The sequence below is a fragment of the Pradoshia sp. Z5_111 genome, from assembly GCF_058267535.1.
The window spans coordinates 820,034-842,657 of record NZ_JBZCPQ010000001.1; the positions used below are offsets into that span (position 1 = coordinate 820,034).

The 22,624-nt window shown below is 36.1% G+C and carries 22 protein-coding genes and 1 pseudogene; 8 read left to right on the forward strand and 15 right to left on the reverse strand.

The window, feature by feature from the left end:
- Positions 1–278: 278 nt before the first annotated feature.
- From AC4D4A_RS04010 to AC4D4A_RS04020, 3 genes are all read right to left on the reverse strand, one after another.
- The gene (locus AC4D4A_RS04010; protein WP_140461383.1) at positions 279–1,295 is read right to left on the reverse strand and encodes a PTS sugar transporter subunit IIC; all 1,017 of its coding nucleotides are present in this window, start codon (positions 1,293–1,295) and stop codon (positions 279–281) included.
- A gap of 18 nt (positions 1,296–1,313) precedes the next feature.
- Complete coding sequence (locus tag AC4D4A_RS04015) at positions 1,314–2,261, reverse strand: L-lactate dehydrogenase (RefSeq protein ID WP_490994674.1); 948 nt, start codon at positions 2,259–2,261, stop codon at positions 1,314–1,316.
- 405 nt (positions 2,262–2,666) lie between these two features.
- Entirely contained in the window at positions 2,667–3,809 is a 1,143-nt protein-coding gene (locus AC4D4A_RS04020) for an acyl-CoA dehydrogenase family protein (RefSeq protein WP_490994675.1), read from the reverse strand.
- 185 nt (positions 3,810–3,994) lie between these two features.
- On the opposite strand from AC4D4A_RS04020, the gene AC4D4A_RS04025 reads away from it, so the two are divergent.
- A complete protein-coding gene (locus AC4D4A_RS04025) occupies positions 3,995–4,354 on the forward strand; it encodes a hypothetical protein (RefSeq protein WP_490994676.1) in 360 nt (119 codons plus the stop codon).
- Positions 4,355–4,379: 25 nt separating this feature from the next.
- Here the strand turns inward: AC4D4A_RS04025 and AC4D4A_RS04030 are convergent, their stop codons facing one another.
- From AC4D4A_RS04030 to AC4D4A_RS04045, 4 genes are all read right to left on the reverse strand, one after another.
- Positions 4,380–5,303, reverse strand: a complete 924-nt coding sequence (locus AC4D4A_RS04030; RefSeq protein ID WP_490994677.1) for a TIGR01777 family oxidoreductase — start codon at positions 5,301–5,303, stop codon at positions 4,380–4,382.
- Positions 5,304–5,424: 121 nt separating this feature from the next.
- On the reverse strand, positions 5,425–6,132 hold the full coding sequence (locus AC4D4A_RS04035) for a Type 1 glutamine amidotransferase-like domain-containing protein (protein WP_490994678.1): 708 nt from the start codon (positions 6,130–6,132) through the stop codon (positions 5,425–5,427).
- Positions 6,133–6,253: 121 nt separating this feature from the next.
- Positions 6,254–6,664 carry a hypothetical protein gene (locus tag AC4D4A_RS04040; protein ID WP_490994679.1) on the reverse strand — a complete coding sequence of 137 codons (411 nt, stop codon included), beginning with the start codon at positions 6,662–6,664 and terminating at the stop codon, positions 6,254–6,256.
- Positions 6,665–6,871: 207 nt separating this feature from the next.
- Entirely contained in the window at positions 6,872–7,039 is a 168-nt protein-coding gene (locus tag AC4D4A_RS04045; RefSeq protein ID WP_490994769.1) for a hypothetical protein, read from the reverse strand.
- Between AC4D4A_RS04045 and AC4D4A_RS04050 the strand changes: the two are divergent.
- Positions 7,020–7,187 (forward strand): annotated as a pseudogene (locus AC4D4A_RS04050) (glutamate/aspartate:proton symporter GltP); the annotation flags it as partial. The gene AC4D4A_RS04045 and the pseudogene AC4D4A_RS04050 sit on opposite strands and share 20 nt — an antisense overlap.
- Positions 7,188–7,701: 514 nt before the next feature.
- Here the strand turns inward: AC4D4A_RS04050 and AC4D4A_RS04055 are convergent.
- The 7 genes from AC4D4A_RS04055 to AC4D4A_RS04085 form a co-directional block, all read right to left on the reverse strand.
- On the reverse strand, positions 7,702–8,016 hold the full coding sequence (locus tag AC4D4A_RS04055; protein ID WP_490994680.1) for a hypothetical protein: 315 nt from the start codon (positions 8,014–8,016) through the stop codon (positions 7,702–7,704).
- 54 nt (positions 8,017–8,070) lie between these two features.
- Positions 8,071–8,496: a hypothetical protein gene (locus tag AC4D4A_RS04060; RefSeq protein ID WP_490994681.1), complete on the reverse strand. Its 426-nt coding sequence runs from the start codon at positions 8,494–8,496 to the stop codon at positions 8,071–8,073.
- Between the two features lie 400 nt (positions 8,497–8,896).
- Entirely contained in the window at positions 8,897–9,415 is a 519-nt protein-coding gene (locus AC4D4A_RS04065) for a hypothetical protein (RefSeq protein ID WP_490994682.1), read from the reverse strand.
- Between the two features lie 179 nt (positions 9,416–9,594).
- A complete protein-coding gene (locus AC4D4A_RS04070) occupies positions 9,595–10,209 on the reverse strand; it encodes a hypothetical protein (protein ID WP_490994683.1) in 615 nt (204 codons plus the stop codon).
- 443 nt (positions 10,210–10,652) lie between these two features.
- The gene (locus tag AC4D4A_RS04075; protein WP_490994684.1) at positions 10,653–11,021 is read right to left on the reverse strand and encodes a hypothetical protein; all 369 of its coding nucleotides are present in this window, start codon (positions 11,019–11,021) and stop codon (positions 10,653–10,655) included.
- A 13-nt stretch (positions 11,022–11,034) separates the two neighbouring features.
- Entirely contained in the window at positions 11,035–12,114 is a 1,080-nt protein-coding gene (locus tag AC4D4A_RS04080; protein ID WP_066104191.1) for a toxic anion resistance protein, read from the reverse strand.
- A 24-nt stretch (positions 12,115–12,138) separates the two neighbouring features.
- Entirely contained in the window at positions 12,139–12,939 is an 801-nt protein-coding gene (locus AC4D4A_RS04085; protein WP_490994685.1) for a hypothetical protein, read from the reverse strand.
- A gap of 379 nt (positions 12,940–13,318) precedes the next feature.
- Here AC4D4A_RS04085 and AC4D4A_RS04090 point away from each other — a divergent pair, with 379 nt between their 5' ends.
- A complete protein-coding gene (locus AC4D4A_RS04090) occupies positions 13,319–13,780 on the forward strand; it encodes a PH domain-containing protein (protein ID WP_490994686.1) in 462 nt (153 codons plus the stop codon).
- A 112-nt stretch (positions 13,781–13,892) separates the two neighbouring features.
- On the opposite strand, the gene AC4D4A_RS04095 is transcribed toward AC4D4A_RS04090, so the two are convergent.
- Positions 13,893–14,585 (reverse strand): DUF1919 domain-containing protein, encoded by a 693-nt coding sequence (locus tag AC4D4A_RS04095; RefSeq protein WP_490994687.1) that lies wholly within the window; start codon positions 14,583–14,585, stop codon positions 13,893–13,895.
- A 282-nt stretch (positions 14,586–14,867) separates the two neighbouring features.
- Between AC4D4A_RS04095 and AC4D4A_RS04100 the strand changes: the two genes are divergently transcribed.
- The 5 genes from AC4D4A_RS04100 to AC4D4A_RS04120 all read left to right on the forward strand — a co-directional run bounded on the left by AC4D4A_RS04100 (position 14,868) and on the right by AC4D4A_RS04120 (position 22,586).
- Positions 14,868–17,804 carry an SH3 domain-containing protein gene (locus tag AC4D4A_RS04100; protein WP_490994688.1) on the forward strand — a complete coding sequence of 979 codons (2,937 nt, stop codon included), beginning with the start codon at positions 14,868–14,870 and terminating at the stop codon, positions 17,802–17,804.
- A 190-nt stretch (positions 17,805–17,994) separates the two neighbouring features.
- Positions 17,995–18,273, forward strand: a complete 279-nt coding sequence (locus AC4D4A_RS04105) for a Parvovirus coat protein VP1-like protein (RefSeq protein ID WP_490994689.1) — start codon at positions 17,995–17,997, stop codon at positions 18,271–18,273.
- 269 nt (positions 18,274–18,542) lie between these two features.
- Complete coding sequence (locus AC4D4A_RS04110) at positions 18,543–19,310, forward strand: YqjF family protein (RefSeq protein ID WP_490994690.1); 768 nt, start codon at positions 18,543–18,545, stop codon at positions 19,308–19,310.
- Positions 19,311–19,608: 298 nt separating this feature from the next.
- A complete protein-coding gene (locus AC4D4A_RS04115; RefSeq protein WP_490994691.1) occupies positions 19,609–19,767 on the forward strand; it encodes a hypothetical protein in 159 nt (52 codons plus the stop codon).
- Positions 19,768–20,204: 437 nt separating this feature from the next.
- Positions 20,205–22,586: a DUF8508 domain-containing protein gene (locus AC4D4A_RS04120; RefSeq protein ID WP_490994692.1), complete on the forward strand. Its 2,382-nt coding sequence runs from the start codon at positions 20,205–20,207 to the stop codon at positions 22,584–22,586.
- Positions 22,587–22,624: the final 38 nt, after the last annotated feature.

Consider the following 22,624-nt stretch of genomic DNA (forward strand, 5'->3'; position numbering starts at 1 on the left):
CTGAAAACGAACAAAAATAATTCTTCTTTAGAAGAACATACATATCTTATAATAGCAAATTATTAGACTTTTACCCTCCAATAACCCACGTACATTGTCACTTATCTACTTCAAAAGATACTATACTTAATTGAACATATCAAAAAACTGCATTAGTATTCTGAAACATATTCCTTTAATGAAGGTAACATATCACTTTGAATTTTATTTTACAGTCAAAAAACCTTTATAAAAGTAAAACAAGGTAAATCATTAGATTTACCCTGCCCTCTTTATTCTTATACTGGTAAGCTTAAATCATTTTCTTTAATCTTACCTTTTTTCTTTAATAGATAATAAGTGCCATATGCAATACCTGCAGGTAATATTATATAAGTAATCAACATCGCTGGAATGATATATCCCAGATTATTTGTAGTTAATAGTTGAATAGGAGCTACAAATGAACTTAAACCCATACCGGCAATTTCTTTGGGAGCTTCTATACTAAATACTAAAGCTGACACCGGACCTGCAACGGCACTTGCTAATAATGTCGGTAGCAGGATATATGGATTCTTTGTTATATTGGGCAATTGTACTTTTGGCGTACAAATCCCTTGAGCTAGTATACCTCCCAACTGATTTTCTTTTGCTGAGATAACAGAAAATCCAACAAAGTGAGCAGCACAACCTGCTAGGGCGGCTCCACCTGCGATACCTGACAATTCAAGTGCTATAGCTAATGCGACGGAGGATGCTGGAGATACTAGGAATAATCCCCAAACTACTGCCAAAACGATTGAAGCGATCAAAGGACTACCGGCTGTTGATGTTTTAATAAACGCACCAACGGATGTTAAAATAGGTGCTATTACTGTTGAAAGCTGTATTCCAACAAATCCAGAGATTAATATGGTTGCAAATGGAACTAACATCATATCAAGCGGTGTTTTGCCGCTCAATCTTTTTCCAATAAAGGTTGCTAATGTTGCGGTTATTAAAGCACCAATAGGTTCTCCTGATTTAATCAACATACCCGCCTCGGTAATACTAATAGCGCCTGCTCCCAATGCTGCTGCTATAGCTGCAGAGAAAACCACTAACCCATTCGCACCTAACATAATTGCAATACCTACCCCGATTGCTGGTGCCATTAACCCTGTAGCTATTGAGCCAATTTCAATCATCCATGCCAAATCCAAAATGGAACCTATATTTTTTATTAATAGTCCGATACCCAGCGTAACGAAAATACCTTGTGCAATACCAGTTGAAGCATTAAATATTCTAGGCATTATATATTCTTTTTTCATCTGTCATTCCTCCTGTTGTTAAAAGCCAATGCTTCTCATGTATTCACGTAGTATTTCATTCGATTGATCAAATTTTTCTTTTTCTGTGCTAGTTAGGTTTAACTCAACTACTTCTTTAATACCTTCTCTTGTAATGATAGAAGGCACTCCAGTACAGATATCTTTATATCCATATTCGCCATCAAGAATAGTAGAAAGTGCGACAATTTTATGAGAATCATTAAATATTTCTTTAGTGATAGATGCCAGAGCTGATCCGATACCGTAGTAGGTGGTTCCTTTTCTTTCTAGTATCTCAAACCCTACTCTTTTCACTTTTTGCAATAATAAATCTAAATCGATTTCCCCAATTTCTTCTTTTCCTTCTTCTAAAATTTGTAGAAGTGGTTTCCCCCCAACAGTCATGTGGGACCAAGCGGCAAATTGAGAGTCTCCATGTTCACCCATTGTATAACCATTAATACTTCTTGGATCAACATGTAAAATTTCAGATAAATAATTTTTCAATCTTGAAGAGTCTAATGAAGTTCCAGTACCAATTACTCTATTTCTCGGAAGACCAGATAATTTCCATACCATATAGGTCATAATATCAACTGGATTGGATGCTATCAAAAAGATACCGTCAAACCCACTTTCCATTACTTCCGAAACAATAGACTTCATAATCCCTGCACTGATTTCCAATGTATCTAGTCGTGTCTGACCTTTTTTAGGAGGAGGGCCAGCAGTTATGATAACGATATCTGCATCTTCGCAATCAGAGTAGGAACCCGCAGTAATTTTCGTTCGGCTTGGCAAAAAGTCGATGCAGTGTAATAAATCCCAAACTTCGCCCTTTGCTCTTTCATGGTTAATGTCAATCATAATTAATTCATCGCATATTCCTTGATTAATTAAACTATAGGCTGCACTTGAGCCAACCAAACCAGTTCCTACCATTGCTACTTTTTTTAGATTTCTCAAATTACTCACTCCTCTAAGATGTGAACTATGTGAATTATTTCACATAACATATTATCAATATAGCTTCTTATATTTTCATAGTCAAGAAAATTGTGGTATTTTTCACTAAATATACATTTATTACATTTAAAAAGTTAACTTTACTTTTTTTGAATATACTTGAATTGGAAATTAAACTATGGATGGCACTTTTGCTTTTTTTGTATATCCCTTTAATGAGTTTAAGGGATATAAACCGATATTCATTTGCTTCTTCAAAAATTATTCTTGGAAAAAGTGACCCCCAATCAACTTAAAGTAAAGGAGTAAAAAAAAGAACCTCATTACCTTAATGAGGATTCTTCCTGAATGAAATTTCATTTAATTATTTACTTTAGCTATATTACATACCAGTCAATCTTTCTTTTACACCTGTTTCTCCAATGCACTTTTAGCAAGTAAGGTCAACGTTGAATCATCCATAGGAGGATTATGCAGACCAGCTCGAACATCACGATAATATCTTTGCATTGGATTTTTCCGTTGCAGGCTTTGTGCACCGACTATTCGCATGGCCGTATCGACAATCGAGATTGCTTGATTGGTTATTGCTGTTTTAACAGCTGCCAATTCAGGGCCCATTTGTTCACGTTTTTCAGGATATTGCTCCCATCTTTGAGCAACAGAATATAAAAAGCTCCTTGACTGCATCAGTTCAAGCTCCATTTGTCCAATCTTTGCCTGAATATGCGGCAGTTCAGAGATTGTGCCCTTTAGACTGTTTGGAGAATACGTTTTTGCAAACTGAATCGCATAGTTACGTGCTCCCAGTGCAATGCCGATATAACATGCAGGTATATGTAAAAGCCAGCCTGATGCTTTTCTAGCAGATGCTCTTTCCACAAAATCTTCCTCATGAAGCACTACATTTTCCATAAGTAAATCATGGCTGCCAGTCCCCTGCATGGAAATCATATCCCAAGTTTCCTCAATACTTACACCGCTCTGGTTTTTGTATACTTTAAACCAACCAATCGTTTCCTCGTCAGGAATCCAGGCACTGACAAGAAAAATATCCAAAGCCGGAGCCAGTGATGTGTACGTTTTTCTTCCGTTAAGGATCCATTTATCTCCGTCTCTAAGAGCAATTGTCTCTGGCCTGCCTCCCCTTGTTGGGCTCCCTGTCGCCGGTTCGGAAGCGGCACGGTTAACCAAAGCTCCATCAGCGATTTCTTTAAATAGTTTCTTTTTATTTTCTTCTGTCCATGTTTGATTTTCTAAGAGCTCTAGGATCACCATATTATGCCACCCAATTGCAAGTGATGTTGAACCGCAATGCTGGGCGATGATCTCCTGGCCAAGCAAAAAAGTCGTTAACCCTTCCCCTGCTCCTCCAAATTCCTGTGGCAAGGTTAAGGTTGTATACTTTATTTTTTTCAAATCGGCAATATTCTCAGCTGGGAATGTGCGTTCCTCGTCATATTTTTGTGCTCTTACAGAAAACTCTTTTGCTACGTCTTTTAATTGCTGCAAAATAGTTTCTTGTTGCTTTGTTAAATATTCCTCCATGTTGCCAGCTCCCTTATCAAAAAAACTATTCTGGGTTGAATAGTATGGTTTATATGTTTATCATATCACTTTGCAACTTCTATACCCATTGCCAAACTATAATTATTCCCTTTTCCCTGAGCAAAACGTCTACACAAAAAATCTTAACGTGCATTAACTAATTATAAAGAGAGGGGAGACTACAATTGAGTAAAGAAAGTGATAAAGATTTTTTTGATTATGCTTCTGATCTGATTGGTGAACAAGTCCAGGTTATTACAGTTGAAGGTTCATTTTACGGGGAGCTAAAGGCATTAAAGAGCGACTTTTTGCTGCTGCTGACTACTAATAGAGGTCAAACCAGTATTATAGCCATTCGTTTCAAGAAAATAATTGGCATTTCAAGAAACCTATACACGGAAAGAAGATGGCCACTATTTTTCGGTCAACAATGGAACCAAGAGCATGATCATCAAAACAACCAGCATGATGATCATGAAGAACTTCATCATGAACATACGGCAGACAATGATCATGATGAGCATAATTTTCATGATGAAAAGTAATTTAGAAGAAATAAGGACTCTGCTTTTACCTCAGAGAGTCCTTCCTTTGTTTTACTAATTGCTTTAGAGCAGATTTTAAATCCGGATAGATAAATGAGTATCCTGCTTCGGTTAATTTTTTGGGTAACACCTTTTGCCCTTGCAGTATTAGCATACTCATTTCTCCAAGAGCTGTCTTCATGAAAATAGATGGAATGGTCGTCCAATGCGGTTTATTAAGTACCTCACCCAAGGTTTTACCGAAATCCTTCATTCTCATTGGATTCGGAGCAGTAAAATTAACCGGGCCATTTATTTGGTTGTTTCGGATACAGAATAAAATTGCATTTGCTACGTCCTCAACATGAATCCACGAATACCATTGTCGGCCTGAACCTAAATTACCTCCGACAAATAGCTTATAGGGCAAATTCAACTTTGGAAAAGCCCCTTCTTTGGCACCAAGAATGAGGCCAAAACGGGCAAATACGACTCGTATCCCAAAATCCGCCAACTTTTGTGCACCCTGTTCCCACTGAACAACGGTTTCCGCTAAAAAATTGTCACCTGCTTGCTCCCAGTCCTCATGATAGGTTTGTTCTAGAGATGGCTCATAATAACCAATAGCACTTGCATTGATTAAAATGCGAGGTTTATGGTCAAGTTTTTCTATTATCCTATAGATCTCATTTGTTGCATTTATACGGCTATTTAAAATTTGCTTTTTTCTTTTCTCCGTCCAACGACCAGAATTCAGGGATGTGCCAGCTAGATTAACAATAGCTTCAACCCCGTCCAATTCCTCTTCTGGTTTACTAGATTCATTAAGCCATTTAACTGGTTTAACAGTTGACTTTGTCAGCTTATTTTTATTACGGGTCAAAATAAAAACCTCGTGACCTTCCCTGACTAATAATGCAGCAAGTTCCTTCCCAACAAAACCGCTACCTCCAGCAATCGCTATCTTCATCCTCCGCACCCCATTCATTTGCCACTATCAAAAAGACTTTTAATCTAAATTTGCTTACTTTTCTACTTCCCTCAATTGAAAAACATGTAAACATCATAATAATCACAACGCAGTATTCTTTCTATAAGTCTTCCTTTCCTAAATAATAAGGTTCCAGTATTTTTTCCTCAATGCCATTATCTGAAATTTCAACTCTATAGGCTGCGGCGTTCGGTCTGGAGCTCACTGCTTTAATCAGTTCTCCATTTACATAATGAAGCCCTACCCCATCATCAGCAGCAGTACCTGGATTTAGTAATTCATTTTTAACCATTTGTAGATATGTCGGTCTTCTATTCATTTCACCGTCATAGTGAGGGGAATGACTCCCCTTTAATATCCCCAATGCCTTTATTGGTTCAAGAGTATCTCCAAATGAATCGGTCAATCCTTCCTCATACCAGCAAATCGCACCTGCGCTTATACCGCACAATAGGATTCCTTGGTCATAAGCAGTTTTAAGTATTCGATCCAATCCCCACTCTTTCCAGAGAATTAATAAGTTCTTCGTATTACCTCCACCTACATAGATAATATCCTGTTCGAGTATGTAATCCTGCAAATTTTTGGTAGGTGGCTTAAATAATGATAAGTGAGTTGGTTCACACTCCTGCTCATTAAAAAAGGTATAAAACCTTTGTATATACCCGTCCGCATCCCCGCTGGCAGTTGGAACAAAGCATATTTTCGGCCTACTTACAGCAGCCTGTTTTAAAATATATCGATCCAATAACGGATTATCCGGTTCCATTGAGAAACCTCCGCCTCCTAAGGCAATAATCTGTCGCATAGCTCAATTCTCCCTTATTTTTGACGAGAAAAAACTTAATTTCAAAGAAACGTTTTATTTGATGTTAGTTAACAGTGTTTATAATGAACAAATGCAAAAAAAAGCCATACTCAAGGCTTCTTTAAAACTTCAGTACTATTGATTTACCATCATCCTTAGAAAGAATCGTTACTTGTTTTTGTACAGAGCGATTTTTTTCTAAATAGACATCATATGTACCAGGTTCTATTGTCAACTCATATTCACCTTTACTATTAGTTTGGACCTTTAAGGGCTTCTTCTCATGACTCTTAGTGTTTTTCTTAATCAAAATATCAGTCTCTCCAAGTGCATGACCGGATGGATTCAAAAGTATAAATTTTATTTGAACATTTCTACTGATACCTTCATCCGAGGAATCAGCGGCTTGTTTAGTATACGTCTGATTTAAATCGACATCATGATCACTAAAAGAATAGAAAATGGCATACAGATAAATCGAAAATACGATTACTGCATAAAATATGAGTTTAACTTTCGCCATCATATTCACATCTGATCGCCCCTTCATTCCCTTTAAAAAGTAATCACGAGCCTGTCTACTACATTATATTTCCATCTTCAAGGTATCATTCCCTTCCCGTAATTTAAATTTCTTACGAAAACACTAATAAGTGGCTCTTTCCTTATTAACCATTGCTCCCGTTTGTTTAAGAAATATATGATTATCAATTCTTACTACCCATCATCAGGAGGGTAATTATCGTTCAAATGGCAAAGGTTGAGTTCCGTCGACATCGGTAAAGTCATATTTTCTCGCTAGTTCAGCCACCATTACTGTGTCTCCAGAAAACTTAGATACCGTGGTGTCTGATGCCAATGCCACAACTGCACGACCTACATACGCCATCGGTGTCGATCGTTTCATGTCTGAAGCACGTGCAATTACGAACCTAATTGGCAACGGCGTGGCAACTGTTGTAGTTTCCAAGTCAGAAAAAGAATTCAATGCTGATTTTGTGCCTGATGAACAAGCAAAGAGGTATGATGCCAATTCTCCTGCAGATAATCTATAAAACAAAGAGAAAGACAAGCCGTGCCTCCATCTGACGGCTTGTCTTTCTTTTTAAATCCTTTTTCTAATTTTCCATTCATATACGGATGGTCAACCTGTGATACTTATTATTTTCCATTTTCAATTGATCTTCATCCAAACCTGATGAGAAGATAGCTGTATAAAGAAAAGACTGCCAGTCTGGCAATAACGGGTTCTAAGTTGGAGGAGGAAACGTATAGTAACAGAGCTTTTGTCATATCAATTAGCACCCTTATTAGAAATACAATTGACACAAAAACCGCCAGAGAAACTTTGACGGTTTTTCTTTTCTTATTAAACTAAAGCCCCCATTAGTTTAAGTACGTTTCTTCACAAACTAGAACTACACTTCCATTTAGTAAAGGAATGCTACCCCTATACTTCCATAAGAAACTTTCTTTATTCCGCTAAACTGCTCCGTTTGTCAGCTGGTAGTTAGCTGAAATGTTCGGAATTAACCGTATGTAAAAAGGGAGATTCTCCTTTTTACATTTTCAATGTTCTGTGCCATTTTCAGTATAAGATTCTAAAATAATTTCCCCATCAGTTTTGTAGTAAAAGTAAGTTTTATTATCATCTTTTATTTTTATACTAACCATAAAATTTTTGTCCCCACTAAGATTGGAAATAAATGATTCTCTATAAATAATATCATCTTTACTAAGGTTCTTTTCTTCTATTAAATATTCTATTACATCATTTTCTAAACTATTTTTTTTAAAACTAATATAAAGAAATATACTACCAATTAAACTAACCAGAATTAATAAAGTAATCCCTAAATTCTTTAACCTCTTTAACTTCTTCATACAAAGCTCCCTTTCACAATAATAAATATCGTTTTTAACATCATCTATTTTCCTCTATTTTCTTGAATTCTTTCCTCTGATAGACCTTTTTCTCCATTTAGTCGGTACTTTTTCTATTGTTAATAAATGTCCTTCTTCCAATAAGAGTTGATTAACATCAACAATTTCGTGCAATAGTATTTTTGATTTCTTCTCTACTTTTAGCTCCACTCTATTTGAATTTATTAAATTTGCTACTTGCACTACACAAACCTTATAAGGGGCGGTGTGATTATGGATATATTGTAGTAGCTCTCGCAATTCCCACTCTTCTCTAATACCATTATAAATTTCTAACTGAATTGGATAATCGAAACCTGGAATTATTTGAAATGCCGACTTTGTAAAATCAATAGAAGCATTGCCAAATTCCATTTCCTTGTCTGATGCTAAATAGTAGTAATACGTCATCTCGTATCCCTTCTTTTTATCTACTTTCATATCTCCCACTAATCTTCTTAATTGCAACTTTTATGGAAATTTCATTATTCTTACTAAGCTAACCTGCCCCGTTTCTACAATAAGGAATTTAACATAATCCCTCTAGAATCAGAGCCCCAAGAATAAATAGAACAGAATAAGTAACGCTAATCCAAGACAAATTATCGCTGCGGTTTTTGACTGTTTTGTAATACGTTTATCATCCATATGAAGGTTTTCAATAAATGAAAGAGTGAAGTAAAAACATAAAATAATGAATACAATTGAAACAATACCTAACCAACTATATATATCCATTTCCTAAATACCCCCTTGGAATCTTGCTCAACTAACCTGCCCCGTTTGTTTAAGTATACTTATTCACAATAATAGCAACTACCTTTAGAAATGTTATTTGTATTTATATTTCACTGATTATATGTCCGTCATTATCTAAGAAGTCTATGTTTATGTTAGAAAAGTTTTTTGGTTTATTGTTCATCAAAATCCAAACTCTCGTTTTATCATTGAGCCTAACAATATCTGCCTCTATTCCATTCACTTTTATGATCTTCGTTTCAGCCACTATATCTTTTGGTATGACCCCGTGCAAAAGGATATCTCCATCAGCAAAACTTGTATAGGAAGAACCTCTATCCTCATCGTGAGAATAATAGGTTGGTTTCCAACCGAATATCCCTTTTTCAAACTGGACTAATGAAACAGTATTTCCAACTTCAAATGGCACAAATGTAGAATTCCCAATTCGGTAAAATTCTTTATCACCGATTTCAGTTTCAACAAATTCATTCTTAAACTTTTCAAATGCTTCATCGACAGTTTTAGAACTTAGTTTTGCACTCTCTATACTTGCAAATATCGCATATGTAACAATCATTGATATAACATAAAATGCGATTGTTTTTGTCCGTTTCCCCAACTCATCTCTTCCCCCCGTCTTATATTGTAACTCTTAAATACTTGAATTAACTTTATGTTATTTTCTCAGTTGCTCCTGTTAAGCTAAACTGCCCCTTTTCTACAATAAGAAATTCAACTCAAAAAGGCATTAATCCTCCTTGGATCAATGCCCATAGGTAAAGTAGAAAAGTTCACAATTCATTCCCCCATATGGAAGTGAATATCAATAGCAACCACTATTCCAATAAGTTCAAATACTACATCCTCTTTATAATCACTATTTTCTATATGATAACCATCATTGTTGAATAAATTTTCTTTTATCGTTTCATAAAATAAGGAGCGTTTCTTAATTGTAGTTAAAAGTTTATTTGTACTGTTGTCCCTAACTGTGAAATCTATTGCATCATATCTACCTATTGCTGTTAATAATTCATTGCCATTTGCATCAATAACTTTTATTGATGGTGACTTACCTTTTGAAGTTGATTTCACAGTGGCAATATGTTCTCCATTTTTCGTGTATAAAATTAAATCTTTATGAAATCCAATCTCTTTTTTTATATAACCTACACTTTTTCCTTCTTCATTTAATAAATCTATTTCTAAATTTTCTAAGATTATTCTCTTAGGTATAGCTAGGAGAATCAGGCTGGCCAGCTTTATCAATTGATTGCCTGACTTTTTCGAGGAATTTTTGGATTCTTGTAATTTCCCTATGGTTTTACCACCTGTATTTATTGAGTAAACTAACCCTTGTTTATTTAAACTTTCAACCTTTTGTAAGTAAATTTTTGAATATCCTTTAATCAAAATTATCCCTCATACCCTCTTTTATATTTGTTACTGTAAGTTCAAATTAATGGGCCTTTTAAACTAAACTGCCACTTTAGTAAGCTTCAATCAATTTAAACTTTGTTAAATATTCGATTAAGGTTCCTTTTATTCCTTTTTACTAAATCACCTATGATTATCTTAAGCAAATTAACAAGCCCAATCGCAAATTGACAATAGCTATTGTAACGATGTTAAAAAGCAAGCTAAATACTAGACGAATTAAGTAACCAAAAGAGGTATTGTTTTATTTAAATCCTTTTATATCAAAAAAAATCGCAACGAAATATTGTTGCGTTTTACATTATTAATTGTTGTGTTATACGTCTTGTTATTTCTATTTTTCTCCCTCAAAAGAGAACCCGTTAGTTTGGCAGCCTGGTCTTTTTAAAACAGAAAAAAACGCCGATTCATTCGGCGTTTCAGTAGTATATGCGATTTCCTTTATCCTTCTGCTTTTTATAATACTTGTCGTACGCAACCAATGTTAAGACTGCTAGGATGGGATAACACAGTACCATGGAGTTGTATGAAGTATATCCTGCAAAATTAAAATGGAAAAGCAGGAAGCCAATCGTATTAATAACAAGCAACTTCATTTTCAATGAATGGTTTTCTTTCATCTTCATAAAGAATAAGCCAAATAAAAGAATTGTAATCCCGATGGACATGGAAATATAGGAACCCAGGAACATTCCAAATGAATCAAAGAATACCACTGGTATAAATCCACTGAACATCACGGTCAAATAACAGGTTAGTAGCAAGAGAGAATATCTAACATATTGCATGGTTTCTTCCCCCTTATTGATTTAATAGCTTCGTTTTCATTTCTCTGTTCATATCATCCAGCTTCGTTACAAACTCTTTACTGCTGGCGATAATCCTTCTGCTGGATGCTTCCTGGGTCTCAATAGCAGAATAAATATCCTGGTAAGCCTTTTGGAGCTTTTCAATCGAGATAGATGGATTCTCCAAGAGCTTCGTTGTTTTTTCTGTGTTTTCTTTTAGCATTTGCGCGTTTGCCAAAATCATGTTTTCTGTAGCTTCATTCACATCATTGATTGCTGTAATGATTCTTTCCTGATTTTGCAAGGCCAAATGAATTGCAGATGTAACGGGAGCTAAGTTCTTAGTCGTGTCAATTGCATTCCGAATGGCTTCTTTTAATTTATCATTATTTTTCTTGATAATATCAACGGAAGCAAGGGACTGCTGCAGCACATTTACCATAGAGCTCATATTCTTTGTTCGTACAATGATTTTCTCCTGTGCTTCCATGACAAGCTGCTGCTTATTCTGCCACTCCGGATCGTTCTTTTTATCCTCAATCATTTGGAAAAGATGCTGACCCATATAGATTTGTTTATCTAAGAGGTAAATTTTTTCATGGACATCTTTTTTGATGACATCAAGCTCAGCATTATCCTCCTGAAGCATATCTCTTCCTCTAAGTAAGGACTGAACGATTTCATCAATATTCTTTTCCACCGTTTGATACTTAGCAATAAACTTTTCATTTGAACTCTTGCGCAAAAACTTCGGAACAATCTTTGCTATTCCTTTTGTCTGATAGGCATTTGGATTTAGGTCAGATACCGCCTCGCGAAGCTTCAGCAGATTAGTTGGTATATCGTGATTGTCCTTATTGTCCATCATATCTTTAACCGGTCTGCGCAGACTGTTTAATGATTCCCCAGCCATACGTTGCTCATTGCCGCCGAAATTGCTTAAATGCTCTAGGACGGAGTCAATATTATGTGCATCTGTGTCAGATATTTTTTTGACGACCTGAGTTGCTTCATCATTTAATTTTTTCATATCTTCGGGATTTATGAATGATTGAATCGCTGTTTCATCAAATTCCCTATTTTGTTCACTCATCGGTTTTCCACCTCTTGTCTGACATTATTTTTCGTATCTTTGATCGATTGTAGTCAGTGTTTTCTTTAAATCAAATTCCCTTGTATTGTCTATATGCCTGCGAATTTGTGTAATTCGCTCCTGTATGATAATCAGTCGATTTAATGTATCATGTTCATACTTTTCTTGTTGTTTGGATTCCAATTGACTAAAGTCAGCAATCAGCTTACGTAAATCTTTGATTATTGTCTCCTTAACCTGATGCTCATAATCAACATCAGAGATGAGATCCACATGCTCCAGTAAATAACCCAGGCTTGGGATAATTTGAGTAAAGGCATGGTCAATCGGTGAAGATAGATAGTTTCTATTTCTCGCATCTTCCAGCTCATTTATAAGAGCAGTGAAGTTATTGTTATTTTGATATATCGTTTTCATTTTATCTGGCTGGAAACTCATAATGGCCCATCTTAAAAAGAGATCAATCTTTTCTAGATCGCTTTCTTTCTTTAATAGTTGTTCGGAGATTTTCTTTTCTGTATAAACTCTCGACCTGGTATCGTATCGAACATCCAGTAAAGGCTGTTTTGTTTTAGCTTTTTGCGCATTAATCGTAATGTAATCCGGACCAGCCAAGATGGAAAGTATATTTGAATCCAATTCATATACATAATGGGCATAACGATCATCCAATTGCGTGCATACAAACTGGTCTTTTTGATTTTTACCGGCTATTCGCTTCATCACATTTGCCAAACGTTCCTGTTTTGGTCCTGCTGGTTTTGCGTCCTGCAGAAAAACTACAGCTGTAGCTCCTACCAATCCAAGAAGGATCATATAGAACATAAACAGTCACCCCTTTCTAAGGCAATTTTATCATACTATACATACGAACAAACAGAGAGATAGTTTCAAAAAACATTGGTAATTTTCATTTCTTCTAATGGTTTTGTCGAAAATAATGGATAGCTCAAGAAAAACTATATTTATATACTATCTTTTTTTGAAGCGAATATCTTAATATAAAATTTCAGAATAGCAACTTATATTTTTAACTAGAATATGGATAGTTTTGGTAAAATAGAATTAAAAGGTAACCCAAATCGTAAAACGGCCCATCGATGGGTAGTTTTCATTAAAATTCACCCTTTAATTTGAAGGCTATATATGATCTAAAAACGTTCCAACAAGAATGTATAGATACAAATAAACGGAGGATGGTTGCATGTATTTTCCATCAAAAAGAGACATATGGATGACCGCTATTATTTGGTTATTCGCATTTCTTTTTATTCTTTCACCTATTTCATTTCCAAACATTAGTGTTTGGATGACCCCTGATTTCTTAGACAAGCAATGGGTTAAAATTGTTCTGTTAGTACCAGTTGGTTTTTGTTTATTGTGGATATGGTTTAAAACAGGATATACAATATCGGAAAACCTCCTCACCATACGCTACGGTCCATTTAAGAAGAAAATTATGATTGATACAATTATCAGTATAAGAAAAACCAGAAATCCTTTTACAGCTCCTGCCCTATCTATGGATAAAATAGAAATTAATTTTACAGGATATAATACGATTGCCATTTCACCAAAAAACCAAACTCAGTTTGTTCGTCAATTATTAAAGCAAAATCCACACATAAAAGCGGATAACCCATTTGAAGATCGTACGGAGAGTTAGGATAAAATTAATAGATTACTCCTTATTTTAACGTGCAATCTCCCCGTAGCGTCGGTCTCATACCATGAGCACATAAAAAACACCGGAAAACACCGGTGTTTAAATTCATTATCTATTTGTTGCCGATTAGCTTAAAAGGAAAATGCAGTTCAAAATTGGCTTTTCTTTTTTCAGGCTCTTTCTTAATCACTTCTCCTGTATTCAGCCAAGATGCTACATCAAAGTATTTTTTATAATCCACTAGCTCATTTTCTAATTTGGTTTCTATGTGTTGATTTGAAAAACAAATCACATTGTCTAAATGTCCCATTGGCCTAGCCGTAAAACAGACTTTGTTTTTTAAAGGCAACTGATTGAACGTTTCAATACATTCTTTTCTGCACTGATACTGATCGCTGAATTTAAAAAACAGCTGATCCCAATTTATACGTTTAACTCTTTCATTCCAGTCATTTAATGCTGTTTGTTTATACTTATAGGAATAGAAATGGATCTCTACTTTCTGGCCCAACAGCCCAATGGGATAGACACCCGATACACCATCGTATTTTGAATGGAGTGTAAATTTAAGGGGAGATTTCATATAGTGCTCAAAGTTAGATAACAGTTCAATATAATCCGGTGCAAATATGAACATTCCTACAAATGGAGTTTGATATTCCATACCTAATTCATCATAAACTATCTTGCCCCAATCATTATCTGAGACAATCGTGAAATGTCGGTTTTTCACTTTCGTTTTCATATCCAGATGAAAACAGTAACTAGATATCTTTTTTGTTATATTTTGTAGATAACCTTCCATTTTATCTCCCCCTTTCTACATTATTATTACCTTTATTCCTTTTTTTAATAAAAAAATAACATCTAATTTATGGAATCTTACATTTCTCGCTAAACTTTTCCCAAATTATGCCGATATGTGCTATAGCACCCTCTATGACATTTTATGCTGGAGACATTTTTTAGTTACTCATTTTACCCTTATTTTTTTAGGGGTTGATTTAACTGATCTCTGCTGTTGTCTGACAAAAACATATGCCATACAGCTTTGTAAAACTGAGGGAGAATAAAGGAGGATGTACATTTGCAAAATCAAAAGGCAAGCCATAAGCCATTGGTCTATAAGGGTACAACACTTTTATTATCTGCAGGATTTATCCTATATAGCGGGGATACATCATTAAAATTATTGGACACCAAAAAGGCTGAATCATCTAGTGTTACGTATTACGAAACCACTTCTAATTTAAATTTACGAGTCAGTAATTCTACTAAAAGCTCTGTACTATTAACCATTCCTAAAGGGGAAAAAATTAGCTACCTTTCAAAAAGTGGTTCTTGGTTCAAAGTGAAATTCAACAATCGCACAGGTTGGGTTAATAATAAGTATGTGAAGAAAGCTGAAAATATTACTTCTGATAAAGCCATTATCTCTGGCTATCAAACTACAGCTAATCTTAACTTACGATCCAAAGCGTCTACCAACGGGAAAATCCTGAAAACCATTCCGAAAGGGAAAACCCTAACCTATATTTCCACTAGTGGTTCTTGGATTAAAGTAAAATATCAAACTACTACAGGCTGGGTTAGTTCAGATTATGTAAAAAAAATAAATGAGAAAGCTAAGGTTGAACCTGCTGCTGTGGTTAAATCTGCTGTTGTTACCAGCAGTTCATCTTCATACACAACGAAAGCTAACCTTAATTTACGATCATCCGCTTCAACGAAAGGATCTATTTTAACGACGATTCCAAAAGGGAAATCCGTTACTTATGTTTCCAAAAGCGGTTCTTGGTTCAAGGTGAAATATAGCGGTAAAACCGGTTGGGTCAGCTCCAGTTATTTAAAAGCTAACTCAGCTGCTGCTAAACCAACGAGCAGCACCCCTTCCACTGTGGCAAAACCTACACAGGAAGTGAAGTACCAAACTAATGCTAATCTTAATTTACGATCTTCCGCTTCAACAAAAGGATCCATTTTAACGACGATTCCTAAAGGTAAGTCTGTTACTTATGTTTCCAAAAGCGGTTCTTGGTTCAAGGTAAAATATAGCGGTAAAACCGGTTGGGTCAGCTCCAGTTATTTAAAAGCTAGCTCAGCTGCTGCCAAACCAACGAGCAGCACCCCTTCCGTTGTGGCAAAACCTACACAGGAAGTGAAGTACCAAACTAATGCTAATCTTAATTTACGATCATCCGCTTCGACGAAAGGATCTATTTTAACAACGATTCCTAAAGGCAAATCTGTTACTTATGTTTCCAAGAGCGGTTCATGGTTTAAGGTAAAATATAGCGGTAAAACTGGTTGGGTCAGTTCCAGCTATTTAAAAGGTGTTACACCGGTTAAAAATGAGAGTCCCTCCCCTTCTGTTGAAAAACCAAATGAGAATTTGACTTATCAAACAACGGCCAGACTGAATCTAAGAACTGAGGCTTCTACCCAGGGGTCTGTATTAACGCTTATCCCAAAAGGAGAGAAAGTTACCTATCTATCAAAAAGCAGTTTTTGGTATAAGGTGAAGTACGGAAACAAAACAGGTTGGGTTAGCTCTGAATTCCTAAAGGAAACAACTGAAGATAAAAAAGAGGAAGTAAAGAATAATGAGATTTATACGACAACTGCTAATTTGAAGTTCCGGAATTCAGCCTCTACCAGTGGAGCTGTCCTTACTACTATACCTAAAGGAAAACAGGTTACGTATTTATCCAAAAACGGATCATGGTATAAGGTTTCCTATAACTCACTTACAGGCTGGGTCAGCTCATCCTATCTGGTAAAAGGAGCATCTACCTCCGACTCCACTAATCCAATCAGTTCAGATTCCTATGTAACGATTGATTTAAGGACAAAATCATCCGTAACAGCTGCACAAATTAATACGTATATTGCGAATAATGCAACCTCCTCCAACAGTGTTCTATTTAACAGGGGAAGCATATTTATTGATGCAGCAAACAAATATGGCGTGAATGCTTTGTATCTTGCAGCACATGCCATTCACGAGAGCAATTTCGGTAAATCAACTATATCACTAGCCAAAAACAATCTGTTTGGTTACGGAGCCTATGATGCAGCTCCATTTGTGGGTGCTGTCAAATTTAATACAATCAAATCAAATATTGAATTTATTGCTCAAATGATGAAAGCTACGTATTTAAATGAAGGTTACTGGTCCTATAAAGGCGCGTATCTTGGTTCTACCGTTAAAGATAGTAATGGGAATAGAATCGACAGTCTAAGCAGCGGGATGAATTTTTATTATGCGACCGATTCAAATTGGGGAAAAGCGATTGCCAAACATATGTCGGCAATGCTTGATTACAATAACGAGGGTGCCAAAAATGCCCCCCCGAATAAAACGGTGCCAAGCAGACCCTCTTATCCTGATGCAAAAGATGTCTTTCCTACTGGTACTATTGCGGTAGCACATACAACCATTAATCTGGCATCAGCAGATAATACAGGTTCAACCGTTTATAAGACAACTTCTAATCTAAATTTGCGTTCTAGTGCTTCAACAAATGGTTCTATTTTGCTCACCATACCTAATGGGGCAACAATAACCTTTCTTAGTGCAAGCGGTAGCTGGTATAAAGTTCAATATAACGGAAAAACCGGCTGGGTCAGTTCTGAATATGTAACAAAAACAAACTCAGGATCCTCTGCCAGCATTAAAGCTGGAGAAACCTTTAATTTGCTAGAAAAACATAATAATGAGACTTTAAAAATAAAATATAAAGGCAACATGTATTACACCTCCAGTTTTGGGTTAAGCAGTTACTATAAATACATGTCCGTTAAAAATCTGGCGCGTGTGGATGCTACATCCTTAAATGTCCGTTCTGCTGCAAATACAGGCAGCAGTGTGGTCGGCACCCTATCTAATTATCAATATATTGAGCTATCGGTTGATTCAAAAAACAATCCGATAACCAGCAATGGATGGTATAAAGTGAACCTTTCAAATGATACACAAGGATGGGTTTCCGGAATGCATATTATCCGTGAGTTGAATAAATAATAGATTGCGAGATTATCATTTCTTAGTCGTAGCCCAGAGATTAACACTCTGGGCTTTTTTCTATAAGAATATATTTGTTTTGTCACAGCAACCTAATTAAAATCCAAGTAAACATTAGCCATTTATCTGCCCTTACGTTTTGTCCAACTCCTCATATATTAATTATAAAGATTTATATGGAGGTGGAAGTATGCAAAGAAGAAGACGAAGACGTCCTGGCAAAGGATTATGTTATCCAGGATATAATTGGTGCGGTCCAGGCTGTTCCGGTCCATGGGGACCTACTAATCAAGTAGACTCATGCTGCAAGAAACATGATGACTGTTATGAGCGGTTTGGACCCACTAAACAGTGTGACGAAATGCTGTTAAATTGCCTTCAATCCCAAATAAACCCTCGAACAAAAATGGGACGAGATGCTCGATTGTTTTACAATGTTATGCGCCTTAGGTATGATCTCCGATATTAAAACCAGGAACTATAAAAAGCCTCTCAAATCTTTCTGGTTGGAGAGGTCTTTACTTTTAACTTATATATTACTTCAGCATTATTAGATGTCGAAATTTTATATTTAGTTTCATATTTCCCCTCTGCTATATTCACTTTTATATATTATATGTAAATTTCTTTCCTTCTTGTTCTAGTCCTTCTTATTAATCCGTATTGCTTTATCGGAATGTTTAATATCAATATATATGGGCAAAACATTTAATATACTTAAAGAAATGAGGGGGATTTATGTATTTTGAGTTTAATGAAACGAAACATCGTCCTTTTCCTCTACCAAAGTCACCATGGATACTGACCCAGGTATGGAATGATATGCTATTTTTACATTATCAATTAGACTCCACCCTTCTCCGTCCATATGTGCCGGAGGAATTGGAAATTGATTTATATGAAGGAAAAGCATGGATTTCAATTATTCCCTTTAAAATAACTAAAATGAGAGCAAGAGGGCTTCCGCATTTTCCATATCTTCATACGTATTTAGAGCTGAATGTACGTACATATGTTAAATACAAGGGTGTACCAGGTATTTATTTTTTTAGTTTAGATGCGGACAAACTATTAGCCGTCTTGGGAGCACAATTAGGATTAGGCCTACCATATAAAAAAGCACATATGTACTTTCAACAAGCAAAGGATCAATTTTATTTTCAAAGTGTACGAGAAAGCAGTAAACAAACCTATCAACTCAATGTTCATTATGAACGTCAGCAGATTTTATATGAGCCCCTGCCGGAATCTTTGGATTTTTGGTTATTAGAACGGTACAGTATGTATAGCATTTTAGGGAATTTAATCATACGAGGGGATATTCATCACGATCAATGGAAAGTTAGTATGGTTCATGCGTATATATCAACTAATACGATGCTCGATTTTTTACAAGATGAAACGCTCGATCCTACACCACAGCATATGCATTACTCAAGAAGAAAGCGATTTTTATTTTTCCCTCCAAAAATTGTGGGTAGAATTCAACGCTCCACCGACAAATAATCTATATACTGGGTTTACTATCGATTAAATTATGCTATATGAAAATATACAATCTGTAGACTATATAAGATAAAAGGATTGGGTAATTTTTGCCGAACCCTTCTTAATTCATTCTCCTTTTTATCATTCCCTTCTGTTGGGCGCATGATTTCTAGCGGATCTTAATCCCCATCTCGGTATTATTGGTATTCTTTTTGACTTCTTAATAATATTTAAATGTAAACTCCTATTAATCTGTTCGTAATATTGTAACTATATAATGGTACTATAATAGTTTTTCAGAAGGATAGATGAGAAAATGGACATAAAAGAGCCAACGAAAAAAATCGATTCAATAACCATACCTCCGGTTATTAAAGACTATATCGGAAATAAAACTACATTAGAAGATTTAGAACAACTAAAGTATTTAGTTGCAAAAAGATATGCCGAACTAAAAGTCCCCCGTTTCGATTGAGCGGGGTTTTTATTTGCTTAAATTCAACCTCTATTCATACTTTTCTTACTTAGTGTATTCTCAATATTTTTTTATAAATCTTAACCTCTATTTTTCTAACCTAGTTCATCAAACCTGCACCTTAACTTCAACAAATGTTACCCTTTTAAAAAAGATGCCAAGAACACAAATAACTCTCTCCTCAACTCTCCCTGCTATAGCATCCTCTCAACCCTATACTTAATAGAAGAAAAACGATATATTTTACAAAAAGAAATTTCTACCTTCACAAAATGAGGATTCGGATTCTTTACTTCCTAAAAAATGATAGAATCATGACTATTTACTTATACCATTCCTAACTTTCAACAGAAAGATGAATCTAACCACCCTGTACTGATTGCCCTCTTTTTTGTAGTATATGGGAGAAATGATAGAAATTTAAAGGAGAGTGTCGAATGTCAAAATCCAATATTAATCGTTTCTTCGTCCCAGCCTTTCTCGTGTTCCTGCTCCTCTTATCGTTCATTCCTGCGGTAACACCCAAGGCAGATGGACCCATTACTGTTACAGAGGCAATAGCAAACAATACAGGCAATGCTACTGTTGAAGGCTATATCGTTGCCCATACGACAGGAAATAATAGCTACGATTTTGAAGCACCATTCAGCAGTGATTTTAATATTGCGCTCGCTGATTCACCTAATGAAACGGATAAAGAAAAACTGCTTCCTATCCAGCTCCCAGCTAAATTCCGAGCAGAATTTGGTCTGCAGTCCAATCCTTCCATCATCGGTAGTAAAATTCAAGTTACCGGAAATCTTGAGGCTTACTATACAGTGCCTGGATTAAAATCACCTACCTCCATTGTTTTTGCAGAAGAACATGATCCAACTCCGAAAGCTGCCGTTGCTGCGAGCTCAGTCTCTCCCGGACCAGTATCAGCTGGAACAGCTATTTCCTTAACAACAGAGACAGAAAACGCAACCATCTACTATACAACAAATGGGATGGACCCTACCATAGACAGCCAAGTGTACACGACCCCCATCCTCATCACAGAGAACACAACAATTAAAGCAATCGTCATAGCAGACGGCTATAAAAACAGTGATATTGTATCACTAACCTATTACATTGCCACTAGTGGTTTACAGATACATGACATTCAAGGTGCTGAGCACTACTCTCCTTTTCAGGATCAATATGTGGCAGATGTTGAAGGCATCGTAACTTATATTGCAGATGCTAACAACTTCTATATGCAATCTCTAACGGCTGATAAAAACCCTTCCACCTCAGAAGGTATACTTGTCTATAAAAGAAACCATGGTGCACAAGTTGGTAATACCATTAAAGCAAGCGGTCAGGTCAAAGAATGGGTACTAGAAGGTTATGCAGAAAAATTAACAACGGATTTACCGGTTACGGAAATCAATGCTACTAACATTACGATTGTAAAAGACTCACAACCGCTCCCTAAGCCGATTGAGATTAGCCCGCTTAAAGGACAGCCAACGCGAGTCATCGATAACGACCAGTTCGGCAAGTTTGATCCGTATCAGGACGGCATAGATTATTACGAGAGCCTAGAGGGAATGCTCGTAAACATTAAACAGCCAAAGGTCATTGCACCGCAGGATTATGGCGAACTATATGTAGTGTCAAAATATACGTTACTCAACACCTTGGCAGGTGGCTTAAGGATTTCAGAAAAGGATTATAATCCAGAGCGACTCATCGTTGATACTGGAGATTCAAGCTTTGTTACCAAGACAGGCGATTCATTTACGGGAGATATTCATGGAATTGTAAGCTATGGTTTCAGCAATTACCGGATTCTTTCTGATAAAGATCAATTACCGCAACTTAAAAACGGCTCCCTGAAACAAGAGGTAACGAAATTTAAGCAACATGCCAAAAAACTGACAGTCGCTTCCTATAACGTAGAAAATTTCTCCCCTAAGGAGAGCGATGAAAAAACTACAAAACTTGCAAAAGCTATTACAGACAACCTAAACCAACCTGATATCATTGGACTGACTGAAATTCAGGACAATGATGGTGCCACAAATAGCGGTAATACGGATGCAAGTGCTAGCTATCAAACATTAATTGATAAAATTAAAGAGCTGGGCGGTCCCACTTATTCATTCACTGATATCGCCCCGGTAAATAATCAAGATGGAGGCGCTCCTGGAGCCAATATCCGTGTCGGATTTTTATATAACCCGGAGCGAGTGTCACTCACTTCTGCTCCAAAGGGCAGTGCGAATGAAGCAGTCCGCTATGAAAATGGCAAACTGACAGCAAATCCAGGACGAATTGATCCTGAAAATCCTGCATTTGATAGTAGCCGTAAGCCTTTAGCTGCCCAATTTACCTTTAATGGCAAGGATGTTATTGTCATCGCTAACCATTTCAATTCAAAAGGCGGGGACCAGCCGCTCTTTGGAAAAAACCAGCCGGCTATATTGTCTAGTGAAGAGCAACGCATTAGCATAGCAAATGTGGTGAATCAATTTGTAAAAGAAATTCAGTCCAAGGACAAGTATGCAAATATTATTGCTCTCGGAGACTTAAATGATTTTGAATTTACAGATACACTCAAAACACTGAAGGGCAGGGAATTGACGAATATGATTGATTTGATTCCCTCAATTGACCGCTATACGTATGCCTATCAAGGAAATTTACAAGTGCTAGACCATATCCTTGTTTCGAAACCACTAACATTGCGTACAGCTGTTGATATCGTTCACATCAACGCTGCCTTCATGGAAGAACATGGGCGGGCAAGTGATCATGACCCTGTATTAATTCAAACCATGCTAAAATAATGTTCATTAAAGTCTAGAGAAGGTGGTCTTAAAGGATC